We start from the raw sequence: 25,406 nt of genomic DNA on the forward strand, positions 1-25,406 counted from the left end.
GTTTGTTAATGAAGCGAATATGAATAGCATATAAACACTTCATTCATAAAAGCGGTATGAAGGGCGGAAACAAATTGAAAAAAGGAATTATTTGTTTCGTGTTTTCTAGTTTCGTGCTTAGTTCGTGTTCGTTTCAGCAAACGATGCAAGAAGAAAAACACTTTGTGGGAACAACAGGAGGAACTATGGATCGTGTTACGGATCCAATTCCGCTGAAGGAGCTTCCAAAATATTTTCCAGTGAAATTTAAAGTTCCGGCGTTTTTACCGTATGACACTACGAGTGATGTAAAGGGAGAAGTCAGAACGATTGAAAAAAAGAACGCTGTCTTAATGATTAAATATAAACAGCGGGAGCCGGGGAGAAATGAGTATATTGAGTTAAATGTTGCAAACTTTCCTTATAGTTTTCCAAATATCGTGGAAGAGAAGAGATTTCAAGAACAAATGAAATTGAATAATGGAGCATTCGCTTATTTTAAAAATAAGGATGACTCTGGGCAAGGAGATGAATTTGCTACGCTTATATGGAAAGAGAAAGGACTTGAATATCAGCTCTTGTATCGTAATGCACAAGAGAACGATAAAGATGTGATTAAGAAAAATTTATTATACATTGCGAATAATATGGAATGAAAAAACTAGCTGAATGATTCAGCTAGTTTTTGTATGTTATTATTTCTTTTTAATTTTTCCAGTCCACGTTTTGAATCCACCTTGTAATTGGTAGAAATCTTTGTAGCCTTGTTTCTTTAAGTATTGAGCCGCACGACCAGTACGGAATCCGCTTTGGCAGTATAAGTAAACTGGTTGATCTTTGCGAAGTTCTTTATGACGAAGGCGAATTTGTGATAATGGAATGTTACGTGCGCCTAAAATATGCCCTGCAGTATATTCGTCTGCTTCGCGAATATCGATAAGCTGTGCTTTACGGTAGCCAGCGCGAAACTCTTCTTCTGAAAGTGTTTTAATTAATTTTCTCTGATAGAAATACATCCATACAGTGTAACCGATGAACGCTACGATTACGGCTAATAAAATAATCCAAGTTGTTGACACGGTTCTATCGCTCCCTTTTTTCTTATCCTACTTTCAATATTATAATGCCCGTATGTATTTATGCAACAGATTCATTTGCATATAAGAAGAAATTTCGTATTCTTTCACAAATTTTGTCGAATTTGGTAGACTAGAGAATGTGAAAAATAATTGGTTATATGAGGTGCAGGATGGGAAAAGAAAAATGGTGTTATATTAACTCTGGTCAATGTTCACCGGCATTTAATATGGCGTTAGATGAATGTTTATTAAATTGGCAAAGTGAAAAGAAAATGCCACCAACTATTCGTTTTTACGAGTGGGAAGTCCCAACATTAACAGTTGGGTATTTCCAGCGTGTTGAAAAAGATATTAATATGGATGTAGTTAACGAAAAGAAATACGGATTCGTTCGTCGTCAAACAGGCGGCAGGGGTGTGCTACATGATAAAGAATTAACGTACAGTGTTATTGTGTCTGAAGATCATCCAAATATGCCAAAAACAGTTACAGAAGCGTATCGTATTATTTCGCAAGGTTTACTAGACGGTTTTAAAGCATTAGGATTAGAAGCTTATTATGCAGTTCCAAAAACAGAAGCAGACCGTGAAAATTTAAAAAATCCACGTTCAGGCGTATGTTTTGATGCACCATCTTGGTATGAAATTGTAGTAGAAGGAAGAAAAATCGCAGGTAGTGCTCAAACACGTCAAAAAGGTGTAATTTTACAGCACGGATCGATTCCATTAGAAATAGATTTAGATGAGTTATACGACCTATTTTTATTCCCGAATGAACGTGTAAAAGAGCGTATGAAGAGTATGTTCTCTTCTAAAGCGGTAGCAATTAATGAATTAACAGACCGTACGTTTACAATCGATCAGTTAATTAAAGCGTTTGAGGTTGGGTTTGAAAAAGGATTAGATGTAGAGCTTGTTCCGTATGAATTAACAGAAGAACAATTACATGAAGTGCAAACATTAGCAAAAGAGAAGTATGAAAGTAAGGAATGGAACTATAAAAAATAAGAGGCGGCAATTGCCACCTCTTATTTTTATAGTAAATTAAGTACTTTTTCTACTTTGATTCCTTTATCTTGTAAAGAACGAAGGCGATTTACAACGTCCATAATTTCTTTGTCAAATGTAACGCTAATACCTTGGCTTTGTAGTTCTTTTTTTAATCCTTCAATAGAATCATCTATGTCGATGCCAAGCTCGTAATCTTGACAAACTTCAATTGTCTTTTTCACGAGTTTCACATAATTTTCTTGTAGTTTTGTATTTGTTTCAGTCAAAGCAGGTTGCTTCGGTTTTGCAGGCGCGACCGGTGCTGTCTCTTGCTTTGTAACTGGAGTTGGTACTGCTTTTTTCACAGGTGCTGGAGTAGATAATTCCACAGCAGCTTCTACACTTACTGGCTTCGGCGTTGATACCGGAGTAGGTTTAGGTGCTGCAGGTGTTTCTACTCGCGTAACAGGTTTTGGAGCCGGTGTAACTGCTTTTGGAGCTTCTACAACTACTTCTTTTTTCGGAGTAGCTTCTACAACAGTTTCTTCTTGCTCAGTAGCTTCTTTATTCTCTTTGCTCCACATTACGCGTTCAACTTCTAGAGAAACATTGTTTTTGTTCATCGCTGTTAATGTAACTTTACCAACTTCAGCGTTCCCAGTGAAATCAACAATTTTATAAATAACACTCTTGTTCCAATCCACGTTTCCGCTCAAAAATAATTCTTCGTTACATTTCGGCGTTAAGCCCTCGATTTTAATTTCTGCGTTTACACCGTTTTCACTATATACCATAATTAGCGAAGCATTTACATCTTCGTCTGCTAACATTAGTTCACGTACCATTTTGCCGGTGCGTACTTGCGTTTTCTTCTTAACTGACATCTAATTTCTCCTCTCAAAAATTCAGTAATAATAAAAAAATCGTATAACGAAAAATAATTGCTCACGAAGATTTATGATACCGATAATAAAAGCATCACGTCAACAATTAACTTTAATTATTTTGCATTTTTCTTATTTTCTTTATGAAATTTTTCAATTTGTAAAATTAGACAGAAGAAAAACAGCCTTTTGAAAGGCTGTTAAAAATTTGATTTTTTGTATAGTAATTTATATAAAACAAAAAATAAGATAGCGATTAAAGCATTTTGCCAAAAGGTCAGATGGTAAATGAAATAAGGTTGCTTTTGAAAATAAATATTTAAGAATACAGCTGAGCAAAATGGAGTAGCAAAAGCGAAACCAAAGAGAATTCTTCTTTTCCAATTCATCTTCTGATCAAAGGAGTAACGCTTTAATAAATATAAAATAAATAGTATGCCTAGTATAATTATTGAAACAGACAAGGTAGTTCCAGGGATACTAAAAACTGGAGTTAATTGATCAGCGTTATTTCCAAAGGTTAAAATGAAAAATGAGACAATTGCATCGATTCCAAACTGTATAGCAAGAAGTAAACTAATAGCAAAACCGATTAGAGAAGTTTTTTCTAACTTTGTTTGGGTTGGTAAAGCTGATATAAGCTCATCGCAATAAGACTGTAAATCATCTCCAAAGATGTCATAAGCACGTTTATTTTCGGCTTGTGCTTCGATGAGATGATCTAATATTTCTAGTAACAGTTCCTCCATTTGTTGCTCGGGTACGTTTGATATTCGAAGATATACTAACATATCACCATAAGCAGCTTCGTTTTCAGGTGTTAATAACTTTCTTTTTTCATTGTTCAACTTAACCATTTCTTTTTCAGTCATCATATCGTCACTCCTTTTGAAAGGCTAAATATTCTTTTTTGAAGAAGATTTTGTATAGTGTATAGCAAGAGATAGCTAGTAAAGCGCCGATCCAAGGTGAGATTTGTAATGTAGTATAGGGCTGTTTAATAAATAAAAAGGAAATGCCAATTAATAGTATCCATAGGCTATGGCGTATTAAGAACCATCCAATATGCCTCCAAATAGTTGTTTTATTTTTAAATAAATCAGTGTTTATAAAATCGAAAACAAAACGTATCATAAGATGTACGGACAAGATAAATGCAAGCAGATAGATGAAATCAATGTGTACAAATTTAAAATGTGCTTCATTTGAAAATAAGGGAAATACCAATGCAATTACGGAAGAAACAGCAAAATATATTGCTAACAGGTAACTAGTTATAAATAAAGGAATCGATAATTGTTCCCATAAACTTTGTTTCGGTAGGGCAGCAATTAGTTCGTCACAGTATGCCTGTAAGTCGTCGCCAAAAATATCATAAGTACTTTTTTCTTCTTGTTGTGCTTCAATAAGGTGATCAAGAATTTCGATTAGCAGTTCTTCCGCGTGGTATTCTGGTACTTTAGCTAAGCGAATGTATATTAACATGTCACTATAGGCGGTTTCATTCTCTGTAGTTAATAATTTACGCTTTTCGTTATTTAGTTCGATTAAATCTTTCGCCTTCATCCCTATCACTCCCCTTGTAATAAATTGTTCACCGTAGTTGAAACCATTCCCCAGCTTTGTTTAAATTCCTCAAGTTGTTCTAATCCTTTATCGGTTACGTGATAATATTTACGTTTTGGGCCGAGTGAGGAGGCTTTTAATGTTCCTTCAATCAATTTTTCTTTTTGCATGCGTAACAATAACGGATATATGCTTCCTTCGCTTACGAATGTAAATCCGTGTTTATTTAATTTTGTGCTCAGTTCATATCCGTACACTTCTTCTTGTGAAATGATGTATAGGATGCAACCTTCAAGCACACCTTTTAACATTTGGCTGTGCATGATTTCACCACCTTTTACTCGGGTAACTTGCGTTGCAAGGTAGCCGTTATCCAAATTATAACATCCAGTAACTTGCATCGCAAGTTACTGAGGTGGAAAACTTTAATGCGTGTTAATTTTTCAACGTTTCCCATACTAACGAGAGGAGGGAAGCGTATGAAACCATTTATGCCAAAAATAGTGTACTTTGAACCGAAGGCACTTGAATATCCGCTTGGAAAAGAGTTGTATGAGAAGTTTACGAAGATGGGATTAGAAATTCGTGAAACGACATCTCATAATCAAATTAGAAATTTGCCAGGTGAAAATGATTTGCAAAAGTATCGTAATGCAAAGGCAACGCTTGTCGTTGGGGTGAGGAAGACATTAAAGTTTGATACGTCAAAACCGTCAGCTGAATATGCAATCCCGCTCGCAACAGGGTGTATGGGACATTGCCATTATTGTTATTTGCAAACGACACTTGGGAGTAAGCCATACGTTCGCGTGTATGTTAATCTCGATGAAATATTTGAGAAGGCAAAGCAATATATGGATGAAAGAGCACCTGAAATAACGAGGTTTGAAGCAGCTTGTACATCAGATATCGTTGGGATTGATCATTTAACACATGCATTAAAGCGGGCAATTGAATTTATTGGAGAAAGTGAGTATGGGCGTTTACGTTTCGTTACGAAATATTCGCACGTTGATCATTTGTTAGATGCAAAACATAATGGGAAAACTCGTTTCAGGTTTAGTATTAATTCACGGTATGTGATTAAAAATTTTGAGCCAGGGACGTCACCGTTTGAAGAACGAATTGAAGCGGCTCGTAAAGTAGCAGGCGCGGGTTATCCACTTGGCTTTATAGTTGCGCCACTTTATATGCATGAAGGATGGGAAGAAGGATACCGAGAACTATTTGAGCGACTGTACAATGCGCTAAAAGATTTGTCGATACCGAATTTAACATTTGAATTAATTCAACATCGCTTTACAAAACCAGCAAAAAAGGTCATTCAAGAGCGTTATCCGAATACGAAGCTTGAGATGGATGAAGAGAAGCGTAAATATAAATGGGGACGATACGGCATCGGGAAATACGTATATAAAAAAGATGATGCAGAAATATTGGAAGAAACAATAAGAGGTTATATACATGAGTTTTTTCCTGATGCAGAAATACAATACTTTACTTAAGAGGAGTCTGTATACAAATACAGATTCTTTTTTGTTTTATATATTTAGGCTTGTTTTCAACTTGTCACGTTATTCTTTCTGGTGTATCATTTTATTGATTGCTTCGTACGGAATGAGCAAAATGAAATTGGATGGAGGAAACCGATGCCTACCCCTAGTATGGAAGATTATATTGAACAAATTTATTTGTTGATTGATGAAAAGGGTTATGCCCGCGTATCTGATATTGCTGAAGCGCTGAGTGTACATCCATCCTCTGTAACAAAAATGGTGCAAAAATTAGACAAAGATGAATATCTAATTTATGAAAAATATAGAGGGCTTGTATTAACATCAAAAGGTAAAAAAATCGGTGAACGTCTCGTATACCGTCATGACTTGCTAGAGCAATTTATGCGTATTATCGGTTTGGATGAAAGTAAAATTTACAATGATGTAGAAGGAATTGAACATCATTTAAGCTGGGAAGCAATTGACCGCATTGGTGATTTAGTGCAATACTTCGAACAAGATGAGGTTCGAGTGGAAACACTTCGTGGCGTTCAAAAAGCAAATGAAGAGAAAAGTAATTAAGGGGAACGTATGTCGTTTCCTTTTTTATTTCAATCGAAAAGGATGGGAGAATTATGAAAGCAATTATTTTTGATTTTGATGGATTAATTGTGGACACAGAAACAATATGGTTTCACTCTTTCAGAGAAGCCGTTCGTGAGTATGGCGGGGAGTTACCTTTAGAGGAATTTGCAAAATGTATTGGAACGACAGATGATGTACTATATGCATATTTAAATGAGCAATTAAAAGAGAAGTTTAACAAACATGTATTAAAAGAAAAAGTGAAAACTTTACATAAAGAGAAAATGAAAGTAACAGAATCTCGTGATGGTGTAAAAGAATATTTAGAGGAAGCGAAAGAAATGGGATTGAAAATCGCATTAGCCTCTAGTTCATCTAGAGAATGGGTTATTCCTTTTTTGGAAGAGCTACACATTCGAGATTATTTTGAAGTCATTAAAACGAGAGAAGATGTTGAAAAGGTAAAACCAGATCCAGCACTTTATCAAATTGCGATAAAAGATTTGGGGATTGATCCATCTGAAGCGGTTGTATTTGAAGACTCGTTAAACGGATTGAAAGCAGCGATTGCAGCAGGATTAAAGTGTGTCGTTGTACCTAATGATGTGACACGGAACTTACCCTTTGAAAATCATCACCTTCGAATTGAAAGTATGAAAGATAAAAGTCTGAAAGAAGTGCTCCAAAGTATAAAAAAAGACCGTATTTCCTAAAAGGAAGCACGGTCTTTCTTTTTTGTTTTTTTACCTTCAATGACAGTTAAATGAGATTGTTTTCTTTTTCGCTTCAAAGTGGAAGGAGTGCCTTTTTTCCCTTTGTCATTAGAAGCGTTTGATTTAAAGAAAGAATTGCTTAGGGGTGCTACATTTTGTTTCCCATGTTTGCGGTTCGATTGTTTTGCAGCACGCTTATAAGAGCTTTGCGAATTTGCAGAACCACTAGAGTTTGTAAACATTTTGTAGAGTAAATAAAAGATACCAACGACAGCCAACATGATACCAATATTTCTTAACACTCCCATTGGGTCTGTAATGACAGATGAAACAAGGCCGAATATTGCTAATCCGATAATAAGCACAAATATAGCGAAAGTAAACGAACGACCGTTCATAAGGAACACCTCCTAAAAACATATATTAAAAATAGTATATTAACGATGAGGAAAGGAGTTGAACACCATTTTTAAATAATTATTGTTTGTTTTCTAAACGTAATAATTCTTCAAACGATGCAATGGCTACTTCTACTTGATCATCTGTTGGTTCTTTCGTTGTTAACAGTTGCAGCCATAATCCGGGATATCCAAGTATGCGTAATACTGGGATATCCCGTAATCGATTTGTAAATTGTAACACTTCAAAAGAAATGCCGAGAACGACTGGAATTAATAAAATTCGGTTTACGACTCTGGCCCAAAGTGGATCTGTAGGGACAAGGAAATAAACAAACATTCCAATAATGACTGTAAATATAATAAAGCTACTGCCACAGCGATAATGAAGGCGAGTTTGTTTTTGTACATTTTCTACAGTCATCGGAAGATTATTCTCATAGGCATTAATTACTTTATGCTCCGCACCATGGTACTGAAATACCCGCTTAATAAGTGGGGTTAAAGAAATAAAGTATATATAGCTCAATAATAGCATGAGCTTAATGACACTTTCGACAATGATTTGCCCTGTATGAGATGGGAAAATCGGTCTCGTTAATTCAGCTAGTAGTGCAGGGACTGCTGTGAAAATGACTTTACCGAATATGAAAGATAAAACGCCAACTGCTGCAACTCCTAATACCATCGTTAATTTCGATTGTTCTTCTTTTTTATTTGCAATTTGTTCGTCGTCTTCTGGGTGGACATCAAATCGTTCTGAAGCAAAGTTTAAATGTTTTGCTCCGTTCGCACTTGCATCCACAATAGCGGCAATTCCTCGTAAAAATGGAATTTTTTTCAGGATAGATAATGCTTTATTACGAACGCGTGGTAATCGATAAAATTCAATCGATTTGTCTTTACGACGAACTGCTGTAACAGTATATTCTCTACCGCCAAACATAACTCCTTCTATGACTGCTTGCCCGCCATATATTTGTTTTGACTCTTCTGCCATGTTAACACCAACCTGTATTTGTTTCTCTCTTATGTAGAAAAAGAGGCAATTGTCATACTGGGTTCTGTCATTTTGAAATAAGACAATCACCGAGTTTCCTTTATTTTATCGACAAATACAAGTATATGACAAGGGAAAATGTTACGAGAGTCGGACATTTCTTATTCTTTTTATAGACAAATTTCGCAGTATTTAAACATGGTTCAAAATAGTTTCGGGCATACTATTGAGCGGAGGTGTCGATGTGAGTCAAGAACAATTAGGAACAAGGAATTTTGTGCAAATTGGTTTATTTGGTGGAATCTTTTGGGGGGGGATATGGTATTTCCTTCATATATTTTCATTTACGGAAGCGGGACCGAACTATTTACTTTTACCTTTTGCCTTTGGAAGCTGGAAAGAAGGGGTATGGGGCAATGTGTCAGGAATTGTTTGTATGGGACTACTTTCGATTTTAATTGCCTTTTTGTATAAAGCGCTTTTGGCAAAGTTTGAAGGAATTCTTCCAGGGGTGATTTACGGTTTATTTTGGTGGGCGTTACTATTTTTCGGAATGGGGTTAATAGCGCCTGCTATTAAAAGTGCACTCCATTTACCAAAAGAAACACTTGTGACGACGATATGCATTTTTATATTATATGGTGTGTTTATAGCATACTCTGTTTCCTACGCCGTAAATACCAATAAGGTCGAGCGAGAAGGAGAAGAGAAGACAAACTATTCAAATAAGTAACTCCTATGTTAAAATGTTGTATAGACATTTAATATTAAGGAGTTTTAAGCATATGAAAAAGGTACTCCTCGTAAACGGTCCTAACCTAAATCGCCTCGGTGTCAGAGAGGTAAATGTATATGGAAAGGGCACGCTAGCGACACTTGAAGCAGATATGAAGCAAGAAGCAGAAACAATGGGAGTGGAGTTAGAATGTTTCCAATCGAATCATGAAGGTGCGATTATTGATCGTATTCATGAGGCGGAAGATATATATGAAGGGATCATTTTAAATCCTGGAGCATTTACGCATTATAGCTATGCGATTCGAGATGCAATTGCGAGCATTTCGATTCCTGTTATTGAAGTACATATTTCTAACATTCACCAACGTGAGTCGTTCCGTCACGAATCTGTGACAGCAGCTGTTTGTGCGGGACAAATTGTTGGATTTGGTTTTTATGGCTATAAGTTAGCGTTATTTGCATTAATGGAGAAATTGAGGGAGGCATAAAGTAATGGAGAAAATCGAAAGATTAAGAAGTGCATTTGATGAGGCTGGTATTGATGGTATTTTGTTAACAAATGAACATAGTCGTAGATATATGGCTAACTTTACAGGAACAGCTGGTGTTGTACTGATTTCGAAAAATCGTGCTCAATTTATTACAGACTTCCGTTACGTAGAGCAGGCTACTAAACAAGCTGTTGGATATGAAATCGTACAGCATGCAGGATTAATTATCGAGGAAGTTGCAAAGCAAGTGAAGGAACTAGGAATTCAAAAGCTTGGCTTTGAGCAAGATACTCTTACATATAGTTCTTATTCAGCGCATAAAGAAGCGGTTGATGCTGAATTTATCCCAACTTCTGGGCTTGTAGAAAAGTTACGCTTGATAAAGACTGATTCAGAGATTAAGATATTAAAGGAAGCTGCACAGATTGCAGATGCTGCCTTTGAACATATTCTATCATTCATTCGCCCGGGAGTATCTGAAATTGAAGTGTCAAATGAACTTGAATTTTTCATGAGAAAACAAGGAGCAACATCTTCTTCGTTTGATATTATCGTTGCTTCAGGTCTTCGTTCGGCATTACCGCACGGCGTGGCATCTGAAAAAGTGATAGAAACAGGAGATTTCGTTACATTAGACTTCGGCGCTTATTACAAAGGGTATTGCTCTGATATTACTCGTACGATCGCAGTTGGTGAACCATCTGATAAATTGAAAGAAATTTATAATATCGTTTTAGAAGCACAATTATGTGGTGTGAACGGTATTAAAGCTGGTTTAACAGGCCGTGAAGCGGATGCGTTAACGCGCGATTACATAACGGAAAAAGGATATGGTGAATACTTCGGACACTCTACTGGTCATGGAATCGGTCTTGAAATCCATGAAGCACCAGGTTTAGCGTTCCGTTCTGATACAGTTCTTGAACCAGGTATGGCTGTAACAGTAGAACCAGGTATTTATATTCCAGGTATTGGCGGCGTACGTATTGAAGATGATATCATTGTAACAAGTGAAGGTAATGAAGTAATTACGAAATCACCAAAAGAACTTATTATTTTGTAATATACAGGAGGATTTTTTTACATGATTTCAGTAAACGATTTTCGTACAGGTTTAACAATTTCAGTGGATAATAGCCTTTGGCAAGTAATGGATTTCCAACACGTAAAGCCAGGTAAAGGTGCTGCATTCGTTCGCTCTAAACTACGTAACCTTCGCACAGGATCTGTTCAAGAGAAAACATTCCGTGCAGGTGAAAAAGTAGAAAAAGCACACATCGAAAACCGTCGTATGCAATACTTATACGCGAGCGGTGAGTCTCACGTATTTATGGATAACGGAACTTACGAGCAAATCGAACTTGGTGAAAAACAAATCGAGCGCGAACTTAAATTCCTAAAAGAAAACATGGAAGTATCTATTATGACATACCAAGAGGAAGTACTTGGTGTTGAACTTCCAAACACAGTTGAATTAAAAGTATCAGAAACAGAGCCTGGTATTAAAGGAGATACAGCTTCTAACGTAACAAAACCAGCTACATTAGAAACTGGTCTTGTTGTACAAGTACCAATCTTCATTAACGAAGGCGAAATGCTTATCATCAATACTGGTGAAGGTAAATACGTTTCTCGTGCATAGTAGAAGAGCACTCGTGATTATCACGAGTGCTTTTTTTATAGGAAATAGGGCAGATAATAAATAGCCGTTATAACAAAACTAACTAAAACAAGTGAAAGGGTACCCATAATGTACGGAGTCAAAACAATTTGAAATGGTTTTATCTCGCCAGTCTCAACACCAGTCAGTGTTTTACTGATTGCATGATCTGTAATGTTGTTTCTATGATTACTCATAATAATTAGCCAAGTAATTGCAAATATCGCTAAACTACCAAGGAAAAAAGTCTCCATAAATGACCAACTGACCAATAATGAAAAAAGATAAATAAGAGCTAATTCTACTACGACTGTTAAACTAATTTTTAATATCTTCATATTTTTCCTTCTCCTTTTTTAGGTCTAGCCAATTTAGAAATTTTTCACGTGACACGACATGTAGTACACAAGAAGATTGTACTTCATTCTCTAAGGCAGAATGTTCATCAGGGAATCTATCTTCCACATGCAATGAAATATAAGGCAGTTTTTCTTGTGCTTTTAATGAGCGGACATTATTCGTTTTAGCGCCAGCAAATACGTAGGAAAGTTGTAAGTCCAAAAAAGCAATTTTAAAGATTTCTATTTTAGCGGCCTCATTATATCCTTTCCCCCAGTATGGATAACCAAGCCAACTGCCAATGTGAGATTGTTTCTTTTCATAATTAATGTGTTTAAGCGTGGTGAGGCCAATTATTTCATTCTCTTCATTTACGATCATTCTCGATAAAGCCTTCTCTTTGCGTTCTTCTTCTATTGCGAAAAGAAGAAATGCTTTCGTGTCTTCAATCTTTTCTACTTTTATTCCTAATGCATTTTTTATGTGTGGATCACTTGATAGCTTAAAAATCACATTTGCATAGCGTAAATCGAGTGGTACTAAAGTAACTTGCTGCATCGTCTATACCCCTTTTAAATTAAATATACCATAATATAACATTAAATAATAAGAATGTTCAGAGTATTTAAAGACGTTAGATAAAAATTATGTTTTTACTTCTGAAATAGACAACCTCTGCATATGGTTGTACAAATATACTCTTTTGTAGCAGACAGCACTAGTAACCGTTATGGGAGAAGGTGGGAGAATGAAACAGTGGCTAGCGGCAATGGAAACATCCGTGCTTGTAATGGGGTTACTTCGGTTGTTTTCAGGTAGCGCGGAAATATTCGCCGCTTTGCTTATGCTTTATGTGAATGATGCGAAGAAAGCATTGTTTATAAATGGTATGTTGGCGTTTGTTGGACCGACCGTATTAATTTTAACAATGACAATAGGTATAGCGAGTGTGGCAAGTGAGATTTCTTTCTTGAAACTCTTTTTTCTAGCGCTTGGAATTGGCTGCATTTTTATCGCGTTGTTGAAATAGTAAGCCAGGTATAGTGGGGAGAAGCTGATGAAAGAAGTATTAGAAGTTTTACCGAAAACGATGAAGCAGTTAGTGGAAAGCTGTAAGCAGTACGATGCTCTAGAGGAAATCCGTGTTCGAATTGGAAGACCGCTAGAGTGTATTGCTCATGGCGAAGTGTTTTTTTATGACTATGTTGTTACAGCAGAGGATGCGATTTACTTATTGAATAAGTTAAGTCAATTCTCAATTTATACGATGGAAGAGGAATTAAAACGTGGGTATGTGACACTTCGAGGAGGACATAGAATCGGCTTAGCTGGAAAAGTCATTACAGAAAAAAGCGCAGTGAAAATGATTCGAGATGTCTCTTCCTTTAATATTCGTATCGCTCGCCAAAAAATAGGAATTGCTGAACCGCTCTTGCCGTATTTGTATGAGTCGCGATGGTTAAACACAATGGTAATTGGCCCGCCGCAAACGGGGAAAACAACACTTTTAAGAGATGTAGCACGTTGCATGAGTCAAGGTGTAAGTACTTCGAAAATTTCTTCTTGTAAAGTGGGGATTGTTGATGAGCGGTCAGAAATTGCAGGCTGCGTGAAAGGCATCCCGCAATATGACTTTGGCACAAGAGTAGATGTGTTAGACGCATGTCCAAAAGCTGAAGGAATGATGATGATGATTCGTTCTATGAGTCCAGATATTTTGATTGTAGACGAAATCGGACGTAAAGAAGATAGTGAAGCAATTATGGAGGCGGTGCATGCAGGGGTTCAGCTTTTTATAAGTGCACATGGATTTTCGTATGATGATGTTGTGAAACGTCCATCACTAAAGGCGGTGCTGGAGCTCGGCATATTTGATAGGTTTGTGGAGCTATCAAAAGCAAGAGGACCAGGAACAGTTATGCAAGTGAAAGATAAAAATGGAAAATCGGTATTACCTCATAGAAAGGTGCAAGGCGTATGGTGAAAATATTTGGTGCAGTGTTAATCGTTGCGGTCAGCACCTTTTTCGGATTTTCATACGCAAAAAAATATAGCGAGAGGCCGCGGCAACTTAGATTATTAAAAGCGGCACTTCAATCATTAGAGGCAGAAATTATGTATGGGCATACACCTTTGTCTGAAGCTGCCGAGCGATTAGTGAAACAAATGCCGAAGCCGTTAAATTGGATATTTCAAAGTTTCGCTAGAAGGCTAGAAAGCGGAGAACAAACGGTAAGAGAAGCTTGGATAGATAGTTTGAAAGAAAATTGGAAGCTAACAGCATTTCAACAAACTGAGTACGAGATTTTGCAGCAATTTGGTGAAACGCTCGGACAGCATGATCGTGAATCACAACAAAAACATATTCGCTTATGTATTACACATTTGGAGAGAGAAGAAGGCGAAGCGAAAGCGTTACAAATGCAATATGAAAAAATGATTAAGAGCTTAGGGGTACTAGCGGGGCTACTTATCGTAATTTTACTGCTATAGGAGGGAGAAAGGCGATGTCCATTGATGTTGGATTAATATTTCAAATCGCCGGAATCGGCATTGTTTTAGCTTTCATTCATACCGTACTAAAAGAATTAAAGCGTGAGGATATTGCAAATTGGGTTATCCTTGTCGGTTTTGTCGTTATTTTATTTCATGTCGCATTTTTAATTAATACGCTATTCGACAAGATTAAAAGTGTCTTTCTCTTCCAGTAAAGGAGGCGGTTCGAATCGAGATTATACAAATTGTCGGATTAGGCCTCGTTGCTACGTTTTTAGCAGCTGTATTAAACCAACATAAATCTAGCATTACGTCGTTATTTATTGTGTTTGTAGGTAGTGTGATGTTCCTTCTTTTAATCGATCAAATTCACTCTATTTTACAAATGATTGAGAGAGTAGCGAGTGAAGCGAAAGTTAGCAACGTGTATGTAGAAACGTTGCTGAAAATTATTGGGATTGCTTATATTGCTGAGTTTGGAGCGCAAATTACAAAAGATGCAGGGCAAGGTGCAATTGCTTCGAAAATTGAATTAGCTGGAAAAATCTTAATTCTAGTAATGGCGATTCCTATTTTGACGGTTGTAATTGAAACTATTCTCGGATTTTTACCGACGGGATAAGGGGGAGTGAATGTTGAGGGGGTTTGGAGCTAAGCTGCTATTTGCTTGCTTCCTTTTCTTTTCTTTACCGGTTGTTGTACAAGCTTCTCCTGTGGAAACAAACGTCGTTGATCAACAATTGGATAAGCTCGGAATTGAAGATGTGAAGCAATTTTGGGACGGGCTTGTTACAAAATATGGAGGTTATTTACCAGAGAGTCAAAAAGGTAGCTTTATGGAGTTTGTAAAGGGAGAAAAAGAAATTTCTATAAAAGAGTGGATGCTAGGTTTATTAAAGTATTTATTTCACGAACTTGTTGCAAATGGGAAACTACTTGGAACGCTCATTATGCTCACAATTTTTAGTGCATTGTTGCAATCGTTGCAATCTTCCTTTTCAAAAAGTAGCGTAAGTAAAATTGCGGATGCAGTTGTATATATGGTACTTATTATTTTCGCTTTAAACAGCTTTTATGTCGTCATGACATACGCAAGAGAAACGATACAAACAATGGTAGATTTCATATTAGCACTATTGCCCATCTTGCTTGCACTCATAGCAACTGGAGGTGGTGTTGTATCTGTATCATTTTTTCATCCGATTATCATCTTCTTAATGAACACGAGTGGGCTTTTGATGAATTATATCGTTCTACCACTTTTATTACTTGCAACGATATTAAGTATTGTAAGTACGATGAGTGATCAATATAAAGTTACGAAATTGTCCAAGCTTCTGCAAAACGTTAGCGTTGGGATTATTGGTATCTTTTTAACAATTTTTTTAGGGGTATTATCTGTACAAGGAACAGCGACAGCTGTTGCTGATGGAATCGCTGTGAAAACTGCTAAATTTGTAACAGGGAACTTTATTCCTGTAGTAGGAAGAATGTTTACAGAGGCGGCGGATACTGTTATTAGTGCGTCGGGATTATTAAAAAACACAGTCGGAATTATCGGGCTCGTCATTCTATGCTTAATTGTCGCTTTTCCAGCGATTCAAATTTTTTGTATCGCGTTTATTTATAAATTCGCAGCAGCAGTATTACAGCCAGTTGGCGGCGGAGCAATTATTCAATGTTTAGATATTATCGGGCGGAGCATCATTTACGTATTTGCTTGCTTAGCTATCGTATCATTTATGTTCTTTTTAAGTATCACAATTATTATTGCTGCGGGGAACATTACACTTATGATGCGGTAGGAGGTGAAGGGTATGCAATTTGTTACAGAGTGGATTAGAAATATTATCGTTTTTTTACTCTTAGCGACAATGCTTCATCTTATTCTTCCAAATTCTAATTTGCAAAAGTACGTTAAATTCGTTGTAAGTCTATTATTAGTTGTTTTAATTTTAACGCCTCTTTTTAAACTATTGCAAACAGATGTAAATGAAGTAATCGCAAATTTTAATGAAGAGAAGTACGTAGCAGAAGGATCTGTAAAAAATTCAATAGATTCGAAGAAAAAAGAAATACAAGCTCTAACACGTGCATATAGTTTAGAAGAGATGGCTACCAAAATGAAAAAAGAAGTAGGAAAAGAGTTCGAAAAAAAATATGGTATGACAGTCTCTGAAATACAAATAGTCGCAGCGGAAAGTACAGCGGAAGTAAAGTCAGCGAAAGATATTCAATCTGTTGTTGTGACGTTGAAAGAAAAAGAACGTAGTAAAAATGATGCAATTGAAACAGTAAAGCCAGTTGAAATTAACACGAAGGAACCTCCGAAAAAGGTAGAGGAAACGAATGTAGAAATGAAAGACTTCTTTTCAAGCAGGTGGCAACTAGAGAATAAACAAATCCAAGTTCAAATGGAAGGGAGGACAGGTAGAGTAAATGGACAATAAAGATAAAAATTCGAAGTTCTCATTTTTTCGAAACTTATTGAATGGGGATGAAAAAGAAAGCAATGAGAAGGGAAAAAAGGTGACACCTAAGTTTTTACTTGTCCTACTCATACTTGGAATTTTGCTTATGTTTTCTAGTAGTCTCTTTTCAAGTAAAAAGGAAGAAGTACCTGTATTTAAAGAACAAAAAACGCAAAATCAAGAAAAAGATGTACCAACTTTCGGACAAAAAAATAACGATAGTATGTCAAATGTAGAAAAGTATGAAAAAGCGTATGAACAAGAATTAAAAGCAGCTTTAGAAGAAATTGCAGGAGTAAAAGATGTAACGATTAAAGTGAACTTAGATTCATCAGAGGAAAAAATATTAGAAAAAAATACAGTGAAACGTTCACAAACAACAGGTGAAACAGATAAAACAGGCGGTAAAAGGGAAGTAGAAGATGAGTCTCTTGATGAAAAGACAGTCATTATACGTGAAGGGGATAAAGAAACTCCCGTTGTTTTACGAACAGAGAAACCGAAAGTGCGAGGTGTCCTTGTCGTAGCAAAGGGAGTGGATAATATACAAGTTAAAGCGATGGTAAAAGAAGCAGTCATACGACTACTAGATGTACCAGCTCATCGCGTTTCAGTATCACCGAAAAATTGATAGGGAGGAAATACAGTGTTAAAAAAACAAACGGTTTGGTTATTAACGATGTTAAGTTTAGTTGTTGTACTATCTGTTTATTACGTAACAACTCCTGACAAAATGAATACAGCATCGCCGGCAACAGGTGAAAAGATTGGACAAGAAAAACAAGGTACTGATAAAGCAGTAACAAATGAAGCGACTAAAGAAACGCCTAAAAAAGAAAATACAAGTAAGGAAACAACAAATAAAGAAACAACAAATAAAGAAACAGACAAAAAAGAGAATGCAAACAAGGAAACATCAAACAAAGAAACAAGTAAAAAAGATGCTAACGTAACAGTTCAATCAAGTGATGAAAATTTCACAGCGTTACGTATGCAAATGGAAGATCAGCGTAGTGAACAAAAAGCAAGATTACAAGAAGTAATGAATTCAGCAAAATCTTCAGCAACAGAAAAGAGTAAAGCGAAAGATAATTTTGATGCAATCACTACAATGGAAACGAAGCAAGAATTACTTGAGACAGTGATTAAGTCTCAAGGAGGATATAAAGATGCCCTTGTAAGAGCTGATGGAACTGACATTAGAGTAACTGTGAAAGCAGCAAAGCATTCACAAAAAGAAGCGAATAAAATTATCCAACTTGTAAGAAGTGAAGGCGGATCAAAAGATGTAGGTGTAAAATTTGATCCACCAACAAAATAAAAGCTAATAATCCGCGGGGACATCCCCCGCGGATTATTAGCTTTTACGAATCGGATTGCTTGAAAATAGTTAGATAAAAATAATAATAGAAAAAAGCTATCATTTTCGATAGCTTTTTTCTGTTTCGTCTTTGTAGTTGTTTTTACTATGTTCAACTCGGAACGGAGAAATACGTTGTGAGTAAAAGATTAGCGGTTCATGGTAACGGTGATTACTTTTTCCGGATTTGACATGGATGAAGAGAACGAATGCCCAGACCATTACGGCAGGTAAGAAGAGAATGAGCCATATCATATGTCCACACCTCGATACGATATATTTTCTACACTTTGAACATACTATTCTTATATGAAGGAATGATGAACGACGTGTAAACAAAAAAATAATATTTGGTAAAAATATGTTATTGACTATAGATGAGTTGAAGAGTGGAGCGGTAATGATACGTTTACTGTGTAGCATTTTGAAAAAGTAAAGAATGTTTTTTAGGAAGTGGTCTTGCCAATTTTGTGTGAAACTTGGTATTATTACTAGGTAATAAATTTTTATTGGAATAATATTTTTACAGGAATTTCGATTTATTATAAAGAAATATAAATTGGAATGTTTAAAAAATTTATCGTAAGATGGAAATAGTAACTATTTCTATTAGTGAATGAAATACATTTTCTAATAGAGTACATCGTATTTTTACAGTCAATCTAGTTTTAGTGATGAGAATCTGTAAAAACGGGACAAACAAGAGTATGGGAGTGGATTTTACATGTTTAAAATTCAAGAAGTTCGTGAATTAATTAAATTAATTGATAGCTCTAATATTGATGAATTCGAATACAAAAAAGATGGTACGACAATCAAAATGAAAAAGCGTGGTAATGAAGTTGTTGCGGTGCAAGCACCTGTAGCAAAACAAGCGGTGCAACCAGTAGCACCTGTTGAAGTTGAAACAACAGTAGCGGCAGCACAAGTGGAAGTACCAAAACAAGAAGAGAAAAAAGCTGTTCAAAATGAAAACCTACATAAAATTACATCACCGATGGTAGGTACATTCTATTCTTCTTCTTCGCCTGATACACCTGCATATGTAAGTGTAGGGGATAGAGTATCGAAAGATTCTATCGTATGCATTGTCGAGGCTATGAAATTATTTAACGAAATCGATGCTGATGTAGATGGCGAAATTGTTGAGATTCTTGTTAATAATGGACAGCTTGTTGAGTATGGACAACCGCTATTTCTTGTAAAAGCGTAATAAGGGAGTCTTTGTGATGATAAAAAAAGTATTAATAGCCAATCGTGGGGAAATTGCTGTACGAATTATTCGTGCTTGTAAAGAAATGGATATTGAAACAGTCGCAATTTATTCAGAAGCAGATAAAGAGTCACTTCACGTACAAATTGCTGATGAGGCGTATTGTGTAGGGCCAACGATTTCGAAAGAAAGCTATTTAAATTTGACGAACATTATTAGTGTTGCGAAGTTAACAGGCTGCGATGCTATTCACCCAGGGTACGGATTTTTAGCAGAGAATGCAGATTTTGCAGAGCTATGCCGTGAATGTAACTTGATTTTTATCGGTCCAAGTCCAGAAGCTATTTCAAAGATGGGCACAAAAGACGTTGCTCGTGATACAATGAAAGAAGCAGGGGTTCCGATTGTACCAGGTTCACAAGGGATTATTAAAAATACCGAAGAAGCGATCGAGCTTGCTAATCAAATTGGATATCCCGTTATTATTAAAGCGACTGCAGGTGGCGGCGGAAAAGGTATTCGTGTTGCACGCCATGAAGAAGAGCTTGTAAAAGGAATTCAAATTACACAGCAAGAAGCTAGTACCGCTTTTGGGAACCCTGGTGTATACTTAGAAAAGTACGTTGAAGATTTCCGCCATGTTGAGATTCAAATAATGGCAGATACACACGGAAATGCCATTCATTTAGGAGAGCGTGATTGTACAATTCAGCGCCGTTTGCAAAAACTACTAGAAGAAAGTCCATCACCTGCACTTGATGAAAATGTTCGCAAGCAGATGGGTGAGGCGGCAGTTAAAGCGGCGGTAGCGGTTGATTATACAGGTGCTGGTACGGTTGAGTTTATTTATGAATATAGAACGAAAAGCTTTTATTTCATGGAGATGAATACGAGAATTCAAGTTGAGCATCCAGTTACTGAAATGGTAACAGGGATGGATTTAATTAAAGAACAAATTCGTGTTGCTTCTGGAGAAAAGTTATCGTTACAGCAAGAAGAAGTACAATTTAATGGTTGGGCAATTGAATGCCGAATTAATGCGGAAAACCCTGCCAAAAAATTTATGCCATCTCCAGGTAAAGTAGAAATGTACTTGCCACCAGGCGGATTTGGCATTCGCGTCGATTCAGCTGTATATCCGGGATATTCAATCCCACCTTTCTATGATTCGATGGTTGCTAAATTAATTGTTCACGGAAAAACACGTGAAGAGGCAATTGCAAAAATGAAGCGTGCACTCAGTGAGTTTGTCATTGAAGGCGTACATACAACAATCCCGTTCCATTTGCAATTGCTAGATCATCCTGACTTTGTAAAAGGTGAGTTTAATACGAAATTTTTGGAAGAGCATGAACTTGTGACGCAGTGATACATTAAAGGAGGTTTTTTTCATGGCTGAACATATGTTAGATATGGGTCAAGATACAACTCTTGGTAAAGTAGAAATTGCACCAGAAGTAATTGAAGTAATCGCAGGTATTGCAGCTGCTGAGGTAGAAGGTGTAGCGGCAATGCGTGGTAATTTTGCTACAGATGTTGTTGAGAAGTTAGGTAAGAAAAATCATGGTAAAGGTGTAAAGGTTGAATTAGCAAACGAAGATATTATCGTTGACCTTTATGTTGTGATGTACTTTGGCGTAGCAATTCCAGTTGTTGCACAAAAGATTCAAGACAACATTCGCCAGGCGCTCTTTACAATGACAGGGCTTGAGCCAAAAGAAGTGAATGTTCACATCGTTGGCGTAACATTCGAAACACAAAAAACAGAAATCGAACCAGTGTAAGAATGAAGAAGATGCCTAGTAACATAGGCATCTTTTTTATCGTTTCATTTCTTCACAAATTAAAACCCTCTAATTATTATACTATTTCAAAAAAAAAGAAATTAAAAAGAAAATGTTTCGTTTTTCCAAAAAACGTACATTGTGATAAGATATGGAACTTGAAGTTAATCTTTTTATTATTTTTCAGCCTTGTAACCCGTGTGTGAAATGATAAATTGTGTTATTATCATTGTATTATAAGGTTGGAAAATCAATGAAAACTGTAAGAGTAAGTGAATTGACGGCTTATAAATTATAATAATATAACAAAGCATAAGGAAAGACTTGAAGCATAAAGGAGAGTTACAATGAAACGTAGGACGGCTAGAGAAAGAGCGATGCAAGCATTATACCAAATGGATATTACAGGTGAATTAGAACCGAAAGTAGCGGTGGAAAACACGCTAGATGAAGGTGAAGAAACAAATGAGTTTCTAGAATCACTTGTAGTAGGTTTTGTAGAAAATAAAGAAGTGATTGATGAAGCGATTCGTCAAAACTTAAAAAAATGGAAGCTAGAGCGTATTAGTATTGTTGATCGCAGTATTTTACGTGTAGCTGTATATGAAATGAAATACATGGAAGAAATTCCACACAACGTAACAATTAACGAGGCAATTGAAATTGCTAAAACATTTGGGGATGAGGAATCTCGTCGTTTCATTAACGGCGTTTTATCTAATATAAAAGATACACTGTAATTTCTTTAAGGGGGAATCTTAAAATGGTAGCAGTAATCATCAAAGGAAATGAAGTTGCGGAGAAAAAACGAGCACAATTAACAGAAGAAGTTGTGAAGTTGAAAGAGCAAGGGATTGTACCAGGATTAGCAGTTATTCTAGTTGGAGAAGATCCAGCATCTCGTTCTTATGTAAAAGGAAAAGAAAAGGGCTGTGAACAAGTAGGCATCTATTCAGAGTTAATTGAACTTCCTGAAACAATTACGGAGGAGCGTTTGCTTGCTGAAATCGATCGCTTAAATGGCGATGACCGTATTAATGGCATATTAGTGCAATTACCTTTACCAAAACATATTGAAGAAAAAGCTATCATTGAAAGAATTTCACCAGAAAAAGATGTAGATGGATTTCACCCAATTAGTGTGGGACGTATGATGACGGGACAAGATACATTCCTTCCATGTACACCGCACGGTATTGTAGAATTAGTAAAAGAAACAAACCTTGATATCTCAGGAAAACATGTTGTAGTAATTGGAAGAAGTAATATTGTCGGCAAGCCAGTGGGACAATTGTTCTTAAATGAAAATGCAACTGTCACATACTGTCATTCTAAGACGCAAAATATGAAAGAGTTAACGAAGTTAGCTGATATTTTAATCGTAGCAGTTGGACGACCTAAGATGGTAACAGCTGATTATATGAAAGAAGGAGCGGTTGTAATCGACGTTGGTGTAAACCGTTTAGAAACAGGAAAACTTTGTGGTGATGTTGATTTTGACAACGTGTTAGATGTTGCTGGTTACATTACACCTGTGCCAAAGGGTGTTGGTCCAATGACGATCACAATGCTTCTTCATAATACTGTTGAATCAGCTAAACGTGCAGGTGTCGTTTGTAAATAATTTGAGTCGGCTATGAGGAGAGAGAAATGGAGAAACAATATTTAACCGTTACAGCGTTAACACGCTATATAAAAACAAAAATAGAATATGATCCGCACTTGCAGTCTGTTTGGTTAAAAGGTGAAATTTCCAATTTTAAAAATCATAGTCGTGGTCATATGTATTTTACATTGAAAGATGAAAATGCAAGAATCGCAGCGGTTATGTTTGCGGGTCATAATCGTAATATTAAATTCAGACCTGAAAATGGGATGAAGGTACTTGTGAAAGGGAAAATTTCCGTTTACGAGGCGAGCGGTTCTTATCAAATTTATATTCAAGACATGCAGCCGGACGGAATCGGAAACCTACATTTAGCTTACGAACAATTAAAGGTTCGTTTAGAGGAAGAAGGTTTGTTTTCTCAAGTTTATAAAAAAACAATTCCTCCTTATGCTAAAACAATAGGTGTGATTACGTCGCCAACAGGAGCAGCGATTCGTGATATTATAACAACGATTAAACGTCGTTATCCAATTGGAAATATTATTGTGTTTCCGGTACTTGTACAGGGGGAGTCAGCAGCTCCCTCAATTGTACAAGCGATTCGTACAGCGAATGAAATGGGAGAGATAGATGTACTAATCGTTGGGCGAGGCGGAGGCTCTATTGAGGAACTATGGGCGTTTAATGAAGAAATGGTTGCAAGGGCCATTTTCAAGAGTGAGATTCCTATTATTTCGGCAGTAGGTCATGAAACGGACTTTACAATTGCGGATTTTGTTGCCGATTTACGTGCACCAACACCGACTGCAGCAGCTGAGCTGGCAGCGCCTAACATTATAGAGTTACAAGAAAAGGTATTACAAAGAACTCTAAGATTGCAAAGAGCAATGAGAGAGTTAGTACATAAAAAAGAAGAAAAACTACAAGTATTGCAAAAATCTTATGCGTTTCGTTATCCAAGACAAGTATATGAGCAAAAAGAAGAGCAATTAGATAGAGCGTTAGAGCAGCTTGTTTTAGCGAAAGAGCGCTATATTGATAAAAAGGTAAATCAGTTAAAACAGCTTTCATTTTATTTAGAGAAGCACCACCCATCTCAGAAGATTATGCAAACGAAGGTAGCGGTTGAAACATTGCAAAAGCAATTACAACGTGAAATGCAAACATTACTTCAAACGAAAGAATTTGCCTTTGTAAGAGCTGCTCAAAAACTTGAAGCGTTAAGTCCGCTTAAAGTAATGATGAGAGGGTACGGGCTTGTATATGATGAAGAGAAGCAAGTGTTAAAAAGTGTGAAAGATGTCAGCCTTGGAGATGCTGTTTCAGTTCAATTACAAGATGGAATACTAGATTGTAGCGTATCAGGTATAGAGGAGCGTGAATTGAATAATGGAAAATAAATTAAGCTTTGAAGAGGCAATTTCGCAACTTGAGCATCTCGTTTCTAAGCTAGAGCAAGGTGACGTACCTTTAGAAGAAGCAATCTCTTATTTTAAAGAAGGTATGGAATTATCTAAGCTTTGTGATGAGAAGTTGAAGAACGTACAAGAACAAATGGCAGTTATTCTTGGGGAAGATGGAGAGCTTGAACCGTTTACTGCTTTAGGAGATGAAGCATAGTGACTGTTGCTTTTGATACTTTTTTGAAAGAAAGTAAAACTTTCGTAGAAGAGAAGCTTGTAAGCTATGCAAATGAATTACAATGTCCAAATGTACTTCGTGAAGCGATGGCATATTCTTTGGAAGCGGGTGGAAAGCGTCTCCGCCCGTTACTTTTATTTGCAACATTACAAGCGTTTGGTAAAGAAAGAAATCTTGGAGTAGGTGCAGCTTGTGCTCTTGAAATGATACATACATACTCGTTAGTTCATGATGATTTACCTTGTATGGATGATGATGATTTAAGAAGAGGGAAGCCCACAAATCATAAAGTATTTGGTGAAGCGATGGCAGTTTTAGCAGGCGATGGTTTGTTGACGTATGCTTTTCAAGTAATTATGGCATATGAACAAAAGGAAATCTCTGCTGAAAAAAAAGTAAGACTTGTACTGGAGCTTGCAAAAGCGGCAGGACCAGAAGGAATGGTTGGCGGACAAGTAGCAGATATGGAAGCTGAAGGGAAAAAGCTTACGATTGAAGAGCTGGAGTATATTCATAAGCATAAGACTGGGAAACTACTTGAATTCGCTGTACTTGCCGGATCGATACTTTCTGATGCCACAGCAGAACAAGAAGAAAAATTACTTGCGTTTGCGAAATATATCGGCCTAGCGTTCCAAATTCGAGATGATATTCTAGACGTGGAAGGAACCGAAGAAGAGATTGGAAAACCGATTGGTAGTGATGTTTCCAACGAAAAGAGCACATATACGACGTTATTTACTGTAGATAGAGCAAAGGGTATTTTAGAAGAAACAATTGCAAAAGCAAAAGATGCTATTGGTTCCTTGCAATTACAAGATGAATATTTACTATCTATTTGCGATTTGATTGCAAAACGTAATAACTAATATAACAGCGTTTCCATTTGTTGAGTCATTCATCATTTTATGATAT

General features: G+C 36.5%; 36 protein-coding genes. 26 read left to right on the forward strand and 10 right to left on the reverse strand.

Features of this window, described 5'->3' with window-relative positions; genetic code table 11:
- Positions 1 to 98 precede the first annotated feature (98 nt).
- Positions 99 to 635 carry a DNA polymerase III subunit delta gene (locus FS742_RS12530; RefSeq protein WP_144612923.1) on the forward strand — a complete coding sequence of 179 codons (537 nt, stop codon included), beginning with the start codon at positions 99 to 101 and terminating at the stop codon, positions 633 to 635.
- Between the two features lie 39 nt (positions 636 to 674).
- On the opposite strand, the gene FS742_RS12535 is transcribed toward FS742_RS12530, so the two are convergent.
- Positions 675 to 1,058, reverse strand: a complete 384-nt coding sequence (locus tag FS742_RS12535; RefSeq protein WP_000108656.1) for a rhodanese-like domain-containing protein — start codon at positions 1,056 to 1,058, stop codon at positions 675 to 677.
- Positions 1,059 to 1,228: 170 nt separating this feature from the next.
- Between FS742_RS12535 and FS742_RS12540 the strand changes: the two genes are divergently transcribed.
- Complete coding sequence (locus tag FS742_RS12540) at positions 1,229 to 2,065, forward strand: lipoate--protein ligase family protein (RefSeq protein WP_000514070.1); 837 nt, start codon at positions 1,229 to 1,231, stop codon at positions 2,063 to 2,065.
- Positions 2,066 to 2,091: 26 nt separating this feature from the next.
- On the opposite strand, the gene FS742_RS12545 is transcribed toward FS742_RS12540, so the two are convergent.
- The 4 genes from FS742_RS12545 to FS742_RS12560 all read right to left on the reverse strand — a co-directional run bounded on the left by FS742_RS12545 (position 2,092) and on the right by FS742_RS12560 (position 4,820).
- Positions 2,092 to 2,931 carry a hypothetical protein gene (locus FS742_RS12545; RefSeq protein ID WP_144612654.1) on the reverse strand — a complete coding sequence of 280 codons (840 nt, stop codon included), beginning with the start codon at positions 2,929 to 2,931 and terminating at the stop codon, positions 2,092 to 2,094.
- A gap of 200 nt (positions 2,932 to 3,131) precedes the next feature.
- Positions 3,132 to 3,803, reverse strand: a complete 672-nt coding sequence (locus FS742_RS12550; protein ID WP_144612656.1) for a DUF1129 family protein — start codon at positions 3,801 to 3,803, stop codon at positions 3,132 to 3,134.
- A 7-nt stretch (positions 3,804 to 3,810) separates the two neighbouring features.
- Positions 3,811 to 4,497 (reverse strand): DUF1129 domain-containing protein, encoded by a 687-nt coding sequence (locus FS742_RS12555; protein WP_144612658.1) that lies wholly within the window; start codon positions 4,495 to 4,497, stop codon positions 3,811 to 3,813.
- Between the two features lie 5 nt (positions 4,498 to 4,502).
- On the reverse strand, positions 4,503 to 4,820 hold the full coding sequence (locus FS742_RS12560) for a PadR family transcriptional regulator (RefSeq protein ID WP_000556083.1): 318 nt from the start codon (positions 4,818 to 4,820) through the stop codon (positions 4,503 to 4,505).
- A 156-nt stretch (positions 4,821 to 4,976) separates the two neighbouring features.
- Here FS742_RS12560 and splB point away from each other — a divergent pair, with 156 nt between their 5' ends.
- The 3 genes from splB to FS742_RS12575 all read left to right on the forward strand — a co-directional run bounded on the left by splB (position 4,977) and on the right by FS742_RS12575 (position 7,291).
- Positions 4,977 to 6,002: a spore photoproduct lyase gene (gene splB / locus FS742_RS12565; RefSeq protein ID WP_144612660.1), complete on the forward strand. Its 1,026-nt coding sequence runs from the start codon at positions 4,977 to 4,979 to the stop codon at positions 6,000 to 6,002.
- 144 nt (positions 6,003 to 6,146) lie between these two features.
- Positions 6,147 to 6,575 (forward strand): transcriptional regulator MntR, encoded by a 429-nt coding sequence (gene mntR / locus FS742_RS12570; RefSeq protein ID WP_001143071.1) that lies wholly within the window; start codon positions 6,147 to 6,149, stop codon positions 6,573 to 6,575.
- A 53-nt stretch (positions 6,576 to 6,628) separates the two neighbouring features.
- Positions 6,629 to 7,291, forward strand: coding sequence for an HAD-IA family hydrolase (locus FS742_RS12575; protein ID WP_144612662.1), 663 nt, complete (start codon positions 6,629 to 6,631; stop codon positions 7,289 to 7,291).
- Here the strand turns inward: FS742_RS12575 and FS742_RS12580 are convergent.
- Entirely contained in the window at positions 7,288 to 7,689 is a 402-nt protein-coding gene (locus FS742_RS12580) for an SA1362 family protein (RefSeq protein WP_001014445.1), read from the reverse strand. The genes FS742_RS12575 and FS742_RS12580 overlap by 4 nt on opposite strands.
- 79 nt (positions 7,690 to 7,768) lie before the next feature.
- Entirely contained in the window at positions 7,769 to 8,689 is a 921-nt protein-coding gene (locus FS742_RS12585) for a DUF1385 domain-containing protein (RefSeq protein WP_144612664.1), read from the reverse strand.
- Between the two features lie 244 nt (positions 8,690 to 8,933).
- On the opposite strand from FS742_RS12585, the gene FS742_RS12590 reads away from it, so the two are divergent.
- The 4 genes from FS742_RS12590 to efp are packed head-to-tail and all read left to right on the forward strand — an operon-like array spanning position 8,934 to position 11,560.
- Positions 8,934 to 9,422, forward strand: coding sequence for a YqhR family membrane protein (locus FS742_RS12590; RefSeq protein ID WP_144612665.1), 489 nt, complete (start codon positions 8,934 to 8,936; stop codon positions 9,420 to 9,422).
- Positions 9,423 to 9,474: 52 nt separating this feature from the next.
- The gene (gene aroQ, locus FS742_RS12595; RefSeq protein ID WP_000757087.1) at positions 9,475 to 9,915 is read left to right on the forward strand and encodes a type II 3-dehydroquinate dehydratase; all 441 of its coding nucleotides are present in this window, start codon (positions 9,475 to 9,477) and stop codon (positions 9,913 to 9,915) included.
- A 4-nt stretch (positions 9,916 to 9,919) separates the two neighbouring features.
- On the forward strand, positions 9,920 to 10,981 hold the full coding sequence (gene pepQ / locus FS742_RS12600; protein ID WP_144612667.1) for a Xaa-Pro dipeptidase: 1,062 nt from the start codon (positions 9,920 to 9,922) through the stop codon (positions 10,979 to 10,981).
- Positions 10,982 to 11,002: 21 nt separating this feature from the next.
- On the forward strand, positions 11,003 to 11,560 hold the full coding sequence (gene efp, locus FS742_RS12605) for an elongation factor P (RefSeq protein WP_144612669.1): 558 nt from the start codon (positions 11,003 to 11,005) through the stop codon (positions 11,558 to 11,560).
- A 35-nt stretch (positions 11,561 to 11,595) separates the two neighbouring features.
- On the opposite strand, the gene FS742_RS12610 is transcribed toward efp, so the two are convergent.
- Together FS742_RS12610 and FS742_RS12615 are read right to left on the reverse strand one after the other, a co-directional pair.
- The gene (locus FS742_RS12610) at positions 11,596 to 11,916 is read right to left on the reverse strand and encodes a hypothetical protein (RefSeq protein ID WP_144612670.1); all 321 of its coding nucleotides are present in this window, start codon (positions 11,914 to 11,916) and stop codon (positions 11,596 to 11,598) included.
- Entirely contained in the window at positions 11,897 to 12,475 is a 579-nt protein-coding gene (locus FS742_RS12615; RefSeq protein ID WP_144612672.1) for a GNAT family N-acetyltransferase, read from the reverse strand. The genes FS742_RS12610 and FS742_RS12615 overlap by 20 nt, the downstream gene beginning before the upstream one ends.
- 190 nt (positions 12,476 to 12,665) lie before the next feature.
- Here FS742_RS12615 and FS742_RS12620 point away from each other — a divergent pair, with 190 nt between their 5' ends.
- The 9 genes from FS742_RS12620 to FS742_RS12660 are packed head-to-tail and all read left to right on the forward strand — an operon-like array spanning position 12,666 to position 18,205.
- Positions 12,666 to 12,947, forward strand: coding sequence for a YqhV family protein (locus FS742_RS12620; RefSeq protein WP_000816054.1), 282 nt, complete (start codon positions 12,666 to 12,668; stop codon positions 12,945 to 12,947).
- A gap of 27 nt (positions 12,948 to 12,974) precedes the next feature.
- Positions 12,975 to 13,901: a stage III sporulation protein AA gene (gene spoIIIAA / locus FS742_RS12625; protein ID WP_144612674.1), complete on the forward strand. Its 927-nt coding sequence runs from the start codon at positions 12,975 to 12,977 to the stop codon at positions 13,899 to 13,901.
- Positions 13,895 to 14,410 carry a stage III sporulation protein SpoIIIAB gene (gene spoIIIAB, locus FS742_RS12630; protein WP_073516470.1) on the forward strand — a complete coding sequence of 172 codons (516 nt, stop codon included), beginning with the start codon at positions 13,895 to 13,897 and terminating at the stop codon, positions 14,408 to 14,410. Before spoIIIAA ends, spoIIIAB begins: the two co-directional genes overlap by 7 nt.
- Before the next feature lie 14 nt (positions 14,411 to 14,424).
- Positions 14,425 to 14,628, forward strand: coding sequence for a stage III sporulation protein AC (spoIIIAC, locus tag FS742_RS12635; protein ID WP_000020914.1), 204 nt, complete (start codon positions 14,425 to 14,427; stop codon positions 14,626 to 14,628).
- A 23-nt stretch (positions 14,629 to 14,651) separates the two neighbouring features.
- Positions 14,652 to 15,035 carry a stage III sporulation protein AD gene (gene spoIIIAD / locus FS742_RS12640; RefSeq protein WP_079998460.1) on the forward strand — a complete coding sequence of 128 codons (384 nt, stop codon included), beginning with the start codon at positions 14,652 to 14,654 and terminating at the stop codon, positions 15,033 to 15,035.
- A gap of 10 nt (positions 15,036 to 15,045) precedes the next feature.
- The gene (spoIIIAE, locus tag FS742_RS12645) at positions 15,046 to 16,218 is read left to right on the forward strand and encodes a stage III sporulation protein AE (protein ID WP_140970405.1); all 1,173 of its coding nucleotides are present in this window, start codon (positions 15,046 to 15,048) and stop codon (positions 16,216 to 16,218) included.
- Positions 16,219 to 16,230: 12 nt separating this feature from the next.
- Positions 16,231 to 16,863: a stage III sporulation protein AF gene (spoIIIAF, locus tag FS742_RS12650; protein ID WP_098760808.1), complete on the forward strand. Its 633-nt coding sequence runs from the start codon at positions 16,231 to 16,233 to the stop codon at positions 16,861 to 16,863.
- Entirely contained in the window at positions 16,853 to 17,515 is a 663-nt protein-coding gene (spoIIIAG, locus tag FS742_RS12655; protein ID WP_144612675.1) for a stage III sporulation protein AG, read from the forward strand. The genes spoIIIAF and spoIIIAG overlap by 11 nt, the downstream gene beginning before the upstream one ends.
- A gap of 15 nt (positions 17,516 to 17,530) precedes the next feature.
- Entirely contained in the window at positions 17,531 to 18,205 is a 675-nt protein-coding gene (locus tag FS742_RS12660; protein ID WP_144612677.1) for a SpoIIIAH-like family protein, read from the forward strand.
- 99 nt (positions 18,206 to 18,304) lie between these two features.
- On the opposite strand, the gene FS742_RS12665 is transcribed toward FS742_RS12660, so the two are convergent.
- Complete coding sequence (locus FS742_RS12665) at positions 18,305 to 18,499, reverse strand: hypothetical protein (protein ID WP_033678013.1); 195 nt, start codon at positions 18,497 to 18,499, stop codon at positions 18,305 to 18,307.
- A gap of 469 nt (positions 18,500 to 18,968) precedes the next feature.
- On the opposite strand from FS742_RS12665, the gene accB reads away from it, so the two are divergent.
- From accB to ispA, 8 genes are all read left to right on the forward strand, one after another.
- Positions 18,969 to 19,457, forward strand: coding sequence for an acetyl-CoA carboxylase biotin carboxyl carrier protein (gene accB / locus FS742_RS12670; protein ID WP_048531065.1), 489 nt, complete (start codon positions 18,969 to 18,971; stop codon positions 19,455 to 19,457).
- A 16-nt stretch (positions 19,458 to 19,473) separates the two neighbouring features.
- Positions 19,474 to 20,826 (forward strand): acetyl-CoA carboxylase biotin carboxylase subunit, encoded by a 1,353-nt coding sequence (accC, locus tag FS742_RS12675; RefSeq protein ID WP_061677463.1) that lies wholly within the window; start codon positions 19,474 to 19,476, stop codon positions 20,824 to 20,826.
- Between the two features lie 22 nt (positions 20,827 to 20,848).
- Positions 20,849 to 21,241, forward strand: a complete 393-nt coding sequence (locus FS742_RS12680; protein WP_000807630.1) for an Asp23/Gls24 family envelope stress response protein — start codon at positions 20,849 to 20,851, stop codon at positions 21,239 to 21,241.
- Positions 21,242 to 21,588: 347 nt separating this feature from the next.
- Positions 21,589 to 21,981 carry a N utilization substance protein NusB gene (nusB, locus tag FS742_RS12685; RefSeq protein WP_000830249.1) on the forward strand — a complete coding sequence of 131 codons (393 nt, stop codon included), beginning with the start codon at positions 21,589 to 21,591 and terminating at the stop codon, positions 21,979 to 21,981.
- Between the two features lie 23 nt (positions 21,982 to 22,004).
- Complete coding sequence (folD, locus tag FS742_RS12690; protein WP_000226737.1) at positions 22,005 to 22,865, forward strand: bifunctional methylenetetrahydrofolate dehydrogenase/methenyltetrahydrofolate cyclohydrolase FolD; 861 nt, start codon at positions 22,005 to 22,007, stop codon at positions 22,863 to 22,865.
- Between the two features lie 26 nt (positions 22,866 to 22,891).
- Positions 22,892 to 24,250 carry an exodeoxyribonuclease VII large subunit gene (gene xseA, locus FS742_RS12695; RefSeq protein ID WP_144612678.1) on the forward strand — a complete coding sequence of 453 codons (1,359 nt, stop codon included), beginning with the start codon at positions 22,892 to 22,894 and terminating at the stop codon, positions 24,248 to 24,250.
- Positions 24,240 to 24,470 carry an exodeoxyribonuclease VII small subunit gene (gene xseB, locus FS742_RS12700; protein ID WP_000428423.1) on the forward strand — a complete coding sequence of 77 codons (231 nt, stop codon included), beginning with the start codon at positions 24,240 to 24,242 and terminating at the stop codon, positions 24,468 to 24,470. The genes xseA and xseB overlap by 11 nt, the downstream gene beginning before the upstream one ends.
- Positions 24,470 to 25,360 carry a (2E,6E)-farnesyl diphosphate synthase gene (ispA, locus tag FS742_RS12705; RefSeq protein WP_144612680.1) on the forward strand — a complete coding sequence of 297 codons (891 nt, stop codon included), beginning with the start codon at positions 24,470 to 24,472 and terminating at the stop codon, positions 25,358 to 25,360. The genes xseB and ispA overlap by 1 nt, the downstream gene beginning before the upstream one ends.
- The last annotated feature ends 46 nt before the right edge of the window (positions 25,361 to 25,406 follow it).

This window comes from Bacillus cereus (assembly GCF_007678085.1).
Taxonomy (GTDB): Bacteria; Bacillota; Bacilli; order Bacillales; family Bacillaceae_G; genus Bacillus_A; species Bacillus_A cereus_BE.

What these genes read in the sequence shown, in the direction of transcription:
- FS742_RS12540 (WP_000514070.1), top strand. Translation starts at nt 1,229, where the DNA reads ATGGGAAAAGAAAAATGGTGTTATATTAACTCTGGTCAATGTTCACCG.
- FS742_RS12545 (WP_144612654.1), bottom strand. Translation starts at nt 2,931, where the DNA reads ATGTCAGTTAAGAAGAAAACGCAAGTACGCACCGGCAAAATGGTACGT.
- FS742_RS12550 (WP_144612656.1), bottom strand. Translation starts at nt 3,803, where the DNA reads ATGACTGAAAAAGAAATGGTTAAGTTGAACAATGAAAAAAGAAAGTTA.
- FS742_RS12555 (WP_144612658.1), bottom strand. Translation starts at nt 4,497, where the DNA reads ATGAAGGCGAAAGATTTAATCGAACTAAATAACGAAAAGCGTAAATTA.
- FS742_RS12560 (WP_000556083.1), bottom strand. Translation starts at nt 4,820, where the DNA reads ATGCACAGCCAAATGTTAAAAGGTGTGCTTGAAGGTTGCATCCTATAC.
- splB (WP_144612660.1), top strand. Translation starts at nt 4,977, where the DNA reads ATGAAACCATTTATGCCAAAAATAGTGTACTTTGAACCGAAGGCACTT.
- mntR (WP_001143071.1), top strand. Translation starts at nt 6,147, where the DNA reads ATGCCTACCCCTAGTATGGAAGATTATATTGAACAAATTTATTTGTTG.
- FS742_RS12575 (WP_144612662.1), top strand. Translation starts at nt 6,629, where the DNA reads ATGAAAGCAATTATTTTTGATTTTGATGGATTAATTGTGGACACAGAA.
- FS742_RS12580 (WP_001014445.1), bottom strand. Translation starts at nt 7,689, where the DNA reads ATGAACGGTCGTTCGTTTACTTTCGCTATATTTGTGCTTATTATCGGA.
- FS742_RS12585 (WP_144612664.1), bottom strand. Translation starts at nt 8,689, where the DNA reads ATGGCAGAAGAGTCAAAACAAATATATGGCGGGCAAGCAGTCATAGAA.
- aroQ (WP_000757087.1), top strand. Translation starts at nt 9,475, where the DNA reads ATGAAAAAGGTACTCCTCGTAAACGGTCCTAACCTAAATCGCCTCGGT.
- pepQ (WP_144612667.1), top strand. Translation starts at nt 9,920, where the DNA reads ATGGAGAAAATCGAAAGATTAAGAAGTGCATTTGATGAGGCTGGTATT.
- efp (WP_144612669.1), top strand. Translation starts at nt 11,003, where the DNA reads ATGATTTCAGTAAACGATTTTCGTACAGGTTTAACAATTTCAGTGGAT.
- FS742_RS12610 (WP_144612670.1), bottom strand. Translation starts at nt 11,916, where the DNA reads ATGAAGATATTAAAAATTAGTTTAACAGTCGTAGTAGAATTAGCTCTT.
- FS742_RS12615 (WP_144612672.1), bottom strand. Translation starts at nt 12,475, where the DNA reads ATGCAGCAAGTTACTTTAGTACCACTCGATTTACGCTATGCAAATGTG.
- FS742_RS12620 (WP_000816054.1), top strand. Translation starts at nt 12,666, where the DNA reads ATGAAACAGTGGCTAGCGGCAATGGAAACATCCGTGCTTGTAATGGGG.
- spoIIIAA (WP_144612674.1), top strand. Translation starts at nt 12,975, where the DNA reads ATGAAAGAAGTATTAGAAGTTTTACCGAAAACGATGAAGCAGTTAGTG.
- spoIIIAB (WP_073516470.1), top strand. Translation starts at nt 13,895, where the DNA reads ATGGTGAAAATATTTGGTGCAGTGTTAATCGTTGCGGTCAGCACCTTT.
- spoIIIAC (WP_000020914.1), top strand. Translation starts at nt 14,425, where the DNA reads ATGTCCATTGATGTTGGATTAATATTTCAAATCGCCGGAATCGGCATT.
- spoIIIAE (WP_140970405.1), top strand. Translation starts at nt 15,046, where the DNA reads ATGTTGAGGGGGTTTGGAGCTAAGCTGCTATTTGCTTGCTTCCTTTTC.
- spoIIIAF (WP_098760808.1), top strand. Translation starts at nt 16,231, where the DNA reads ATGCAATTTGTTACAGAGTGGATTAGAAATATTATCGTTTTTTTACTC.
- spoIIIAG (WP_144612675.1), top strand. Translation starts at nt 16,853, where the DNA reads ATGGACAATAAAGATAAAAATTCGAAGTTCTCATTTTTTCGAAACTTA.
- FS742_RS12665 (WP_033678013.1), bottom strand. Translation starts at nt 18,499, where the DNA reads ATGATATGGCTCATTCTCTTCTTACCTGCCGTAATGGTCTGGGCATTC.
- accB (WP_048531065.1), top strand. Translation starts at nt 18,969, where the DNA reads ATGTTTAAAATTCAAGAAGTTCGTGAATTAATTAAATTAATTGATAGC.
- accC (WP_061677463.1), top strand. Translation starts at nt 19,474, where the DNA reads ATGATAAAAAAAGTATTAATAGCCAATCGTGGGGAAATTGCTGTACGA.
- FS742_RS12680 (WP_000807630.1), top strand. Translation starts at nt 20,849, where the DNA reads ATGGCTGAACATATGTTAGATATGGGTCAAGATACAACTCTTGGTAAA.
- nusB (WP_000830249.1), top strand. Translation starts at nt 21,589, where the DNA reads ATGAAACGTAGGACGGCTAGAGAAAGAGCGATGCAAGCATTATACCAA.
- folD (WP_000226737.1), top strand. Translation starts at nt 22,005, where the DNA reads ATGGTAGCAGTAATCATCAAAGGAAATGAAGTTGCGGAGAAAAAACGA.
- xseA (WP_144612678.1), top strand. Translation starts at nt 22,892, where the DNA reads ATGGAGAAACAATATTTAACCGTTACAGCGTTAACACGCTATATAAAA.
- xseB (WP_000428423.1), top strand. Translation starts at nt 24,240, where the DNA reads ATGGAAAATAAATTAAGCTTTGAAGAGGCAATTTCGCAACTTGAGCAT.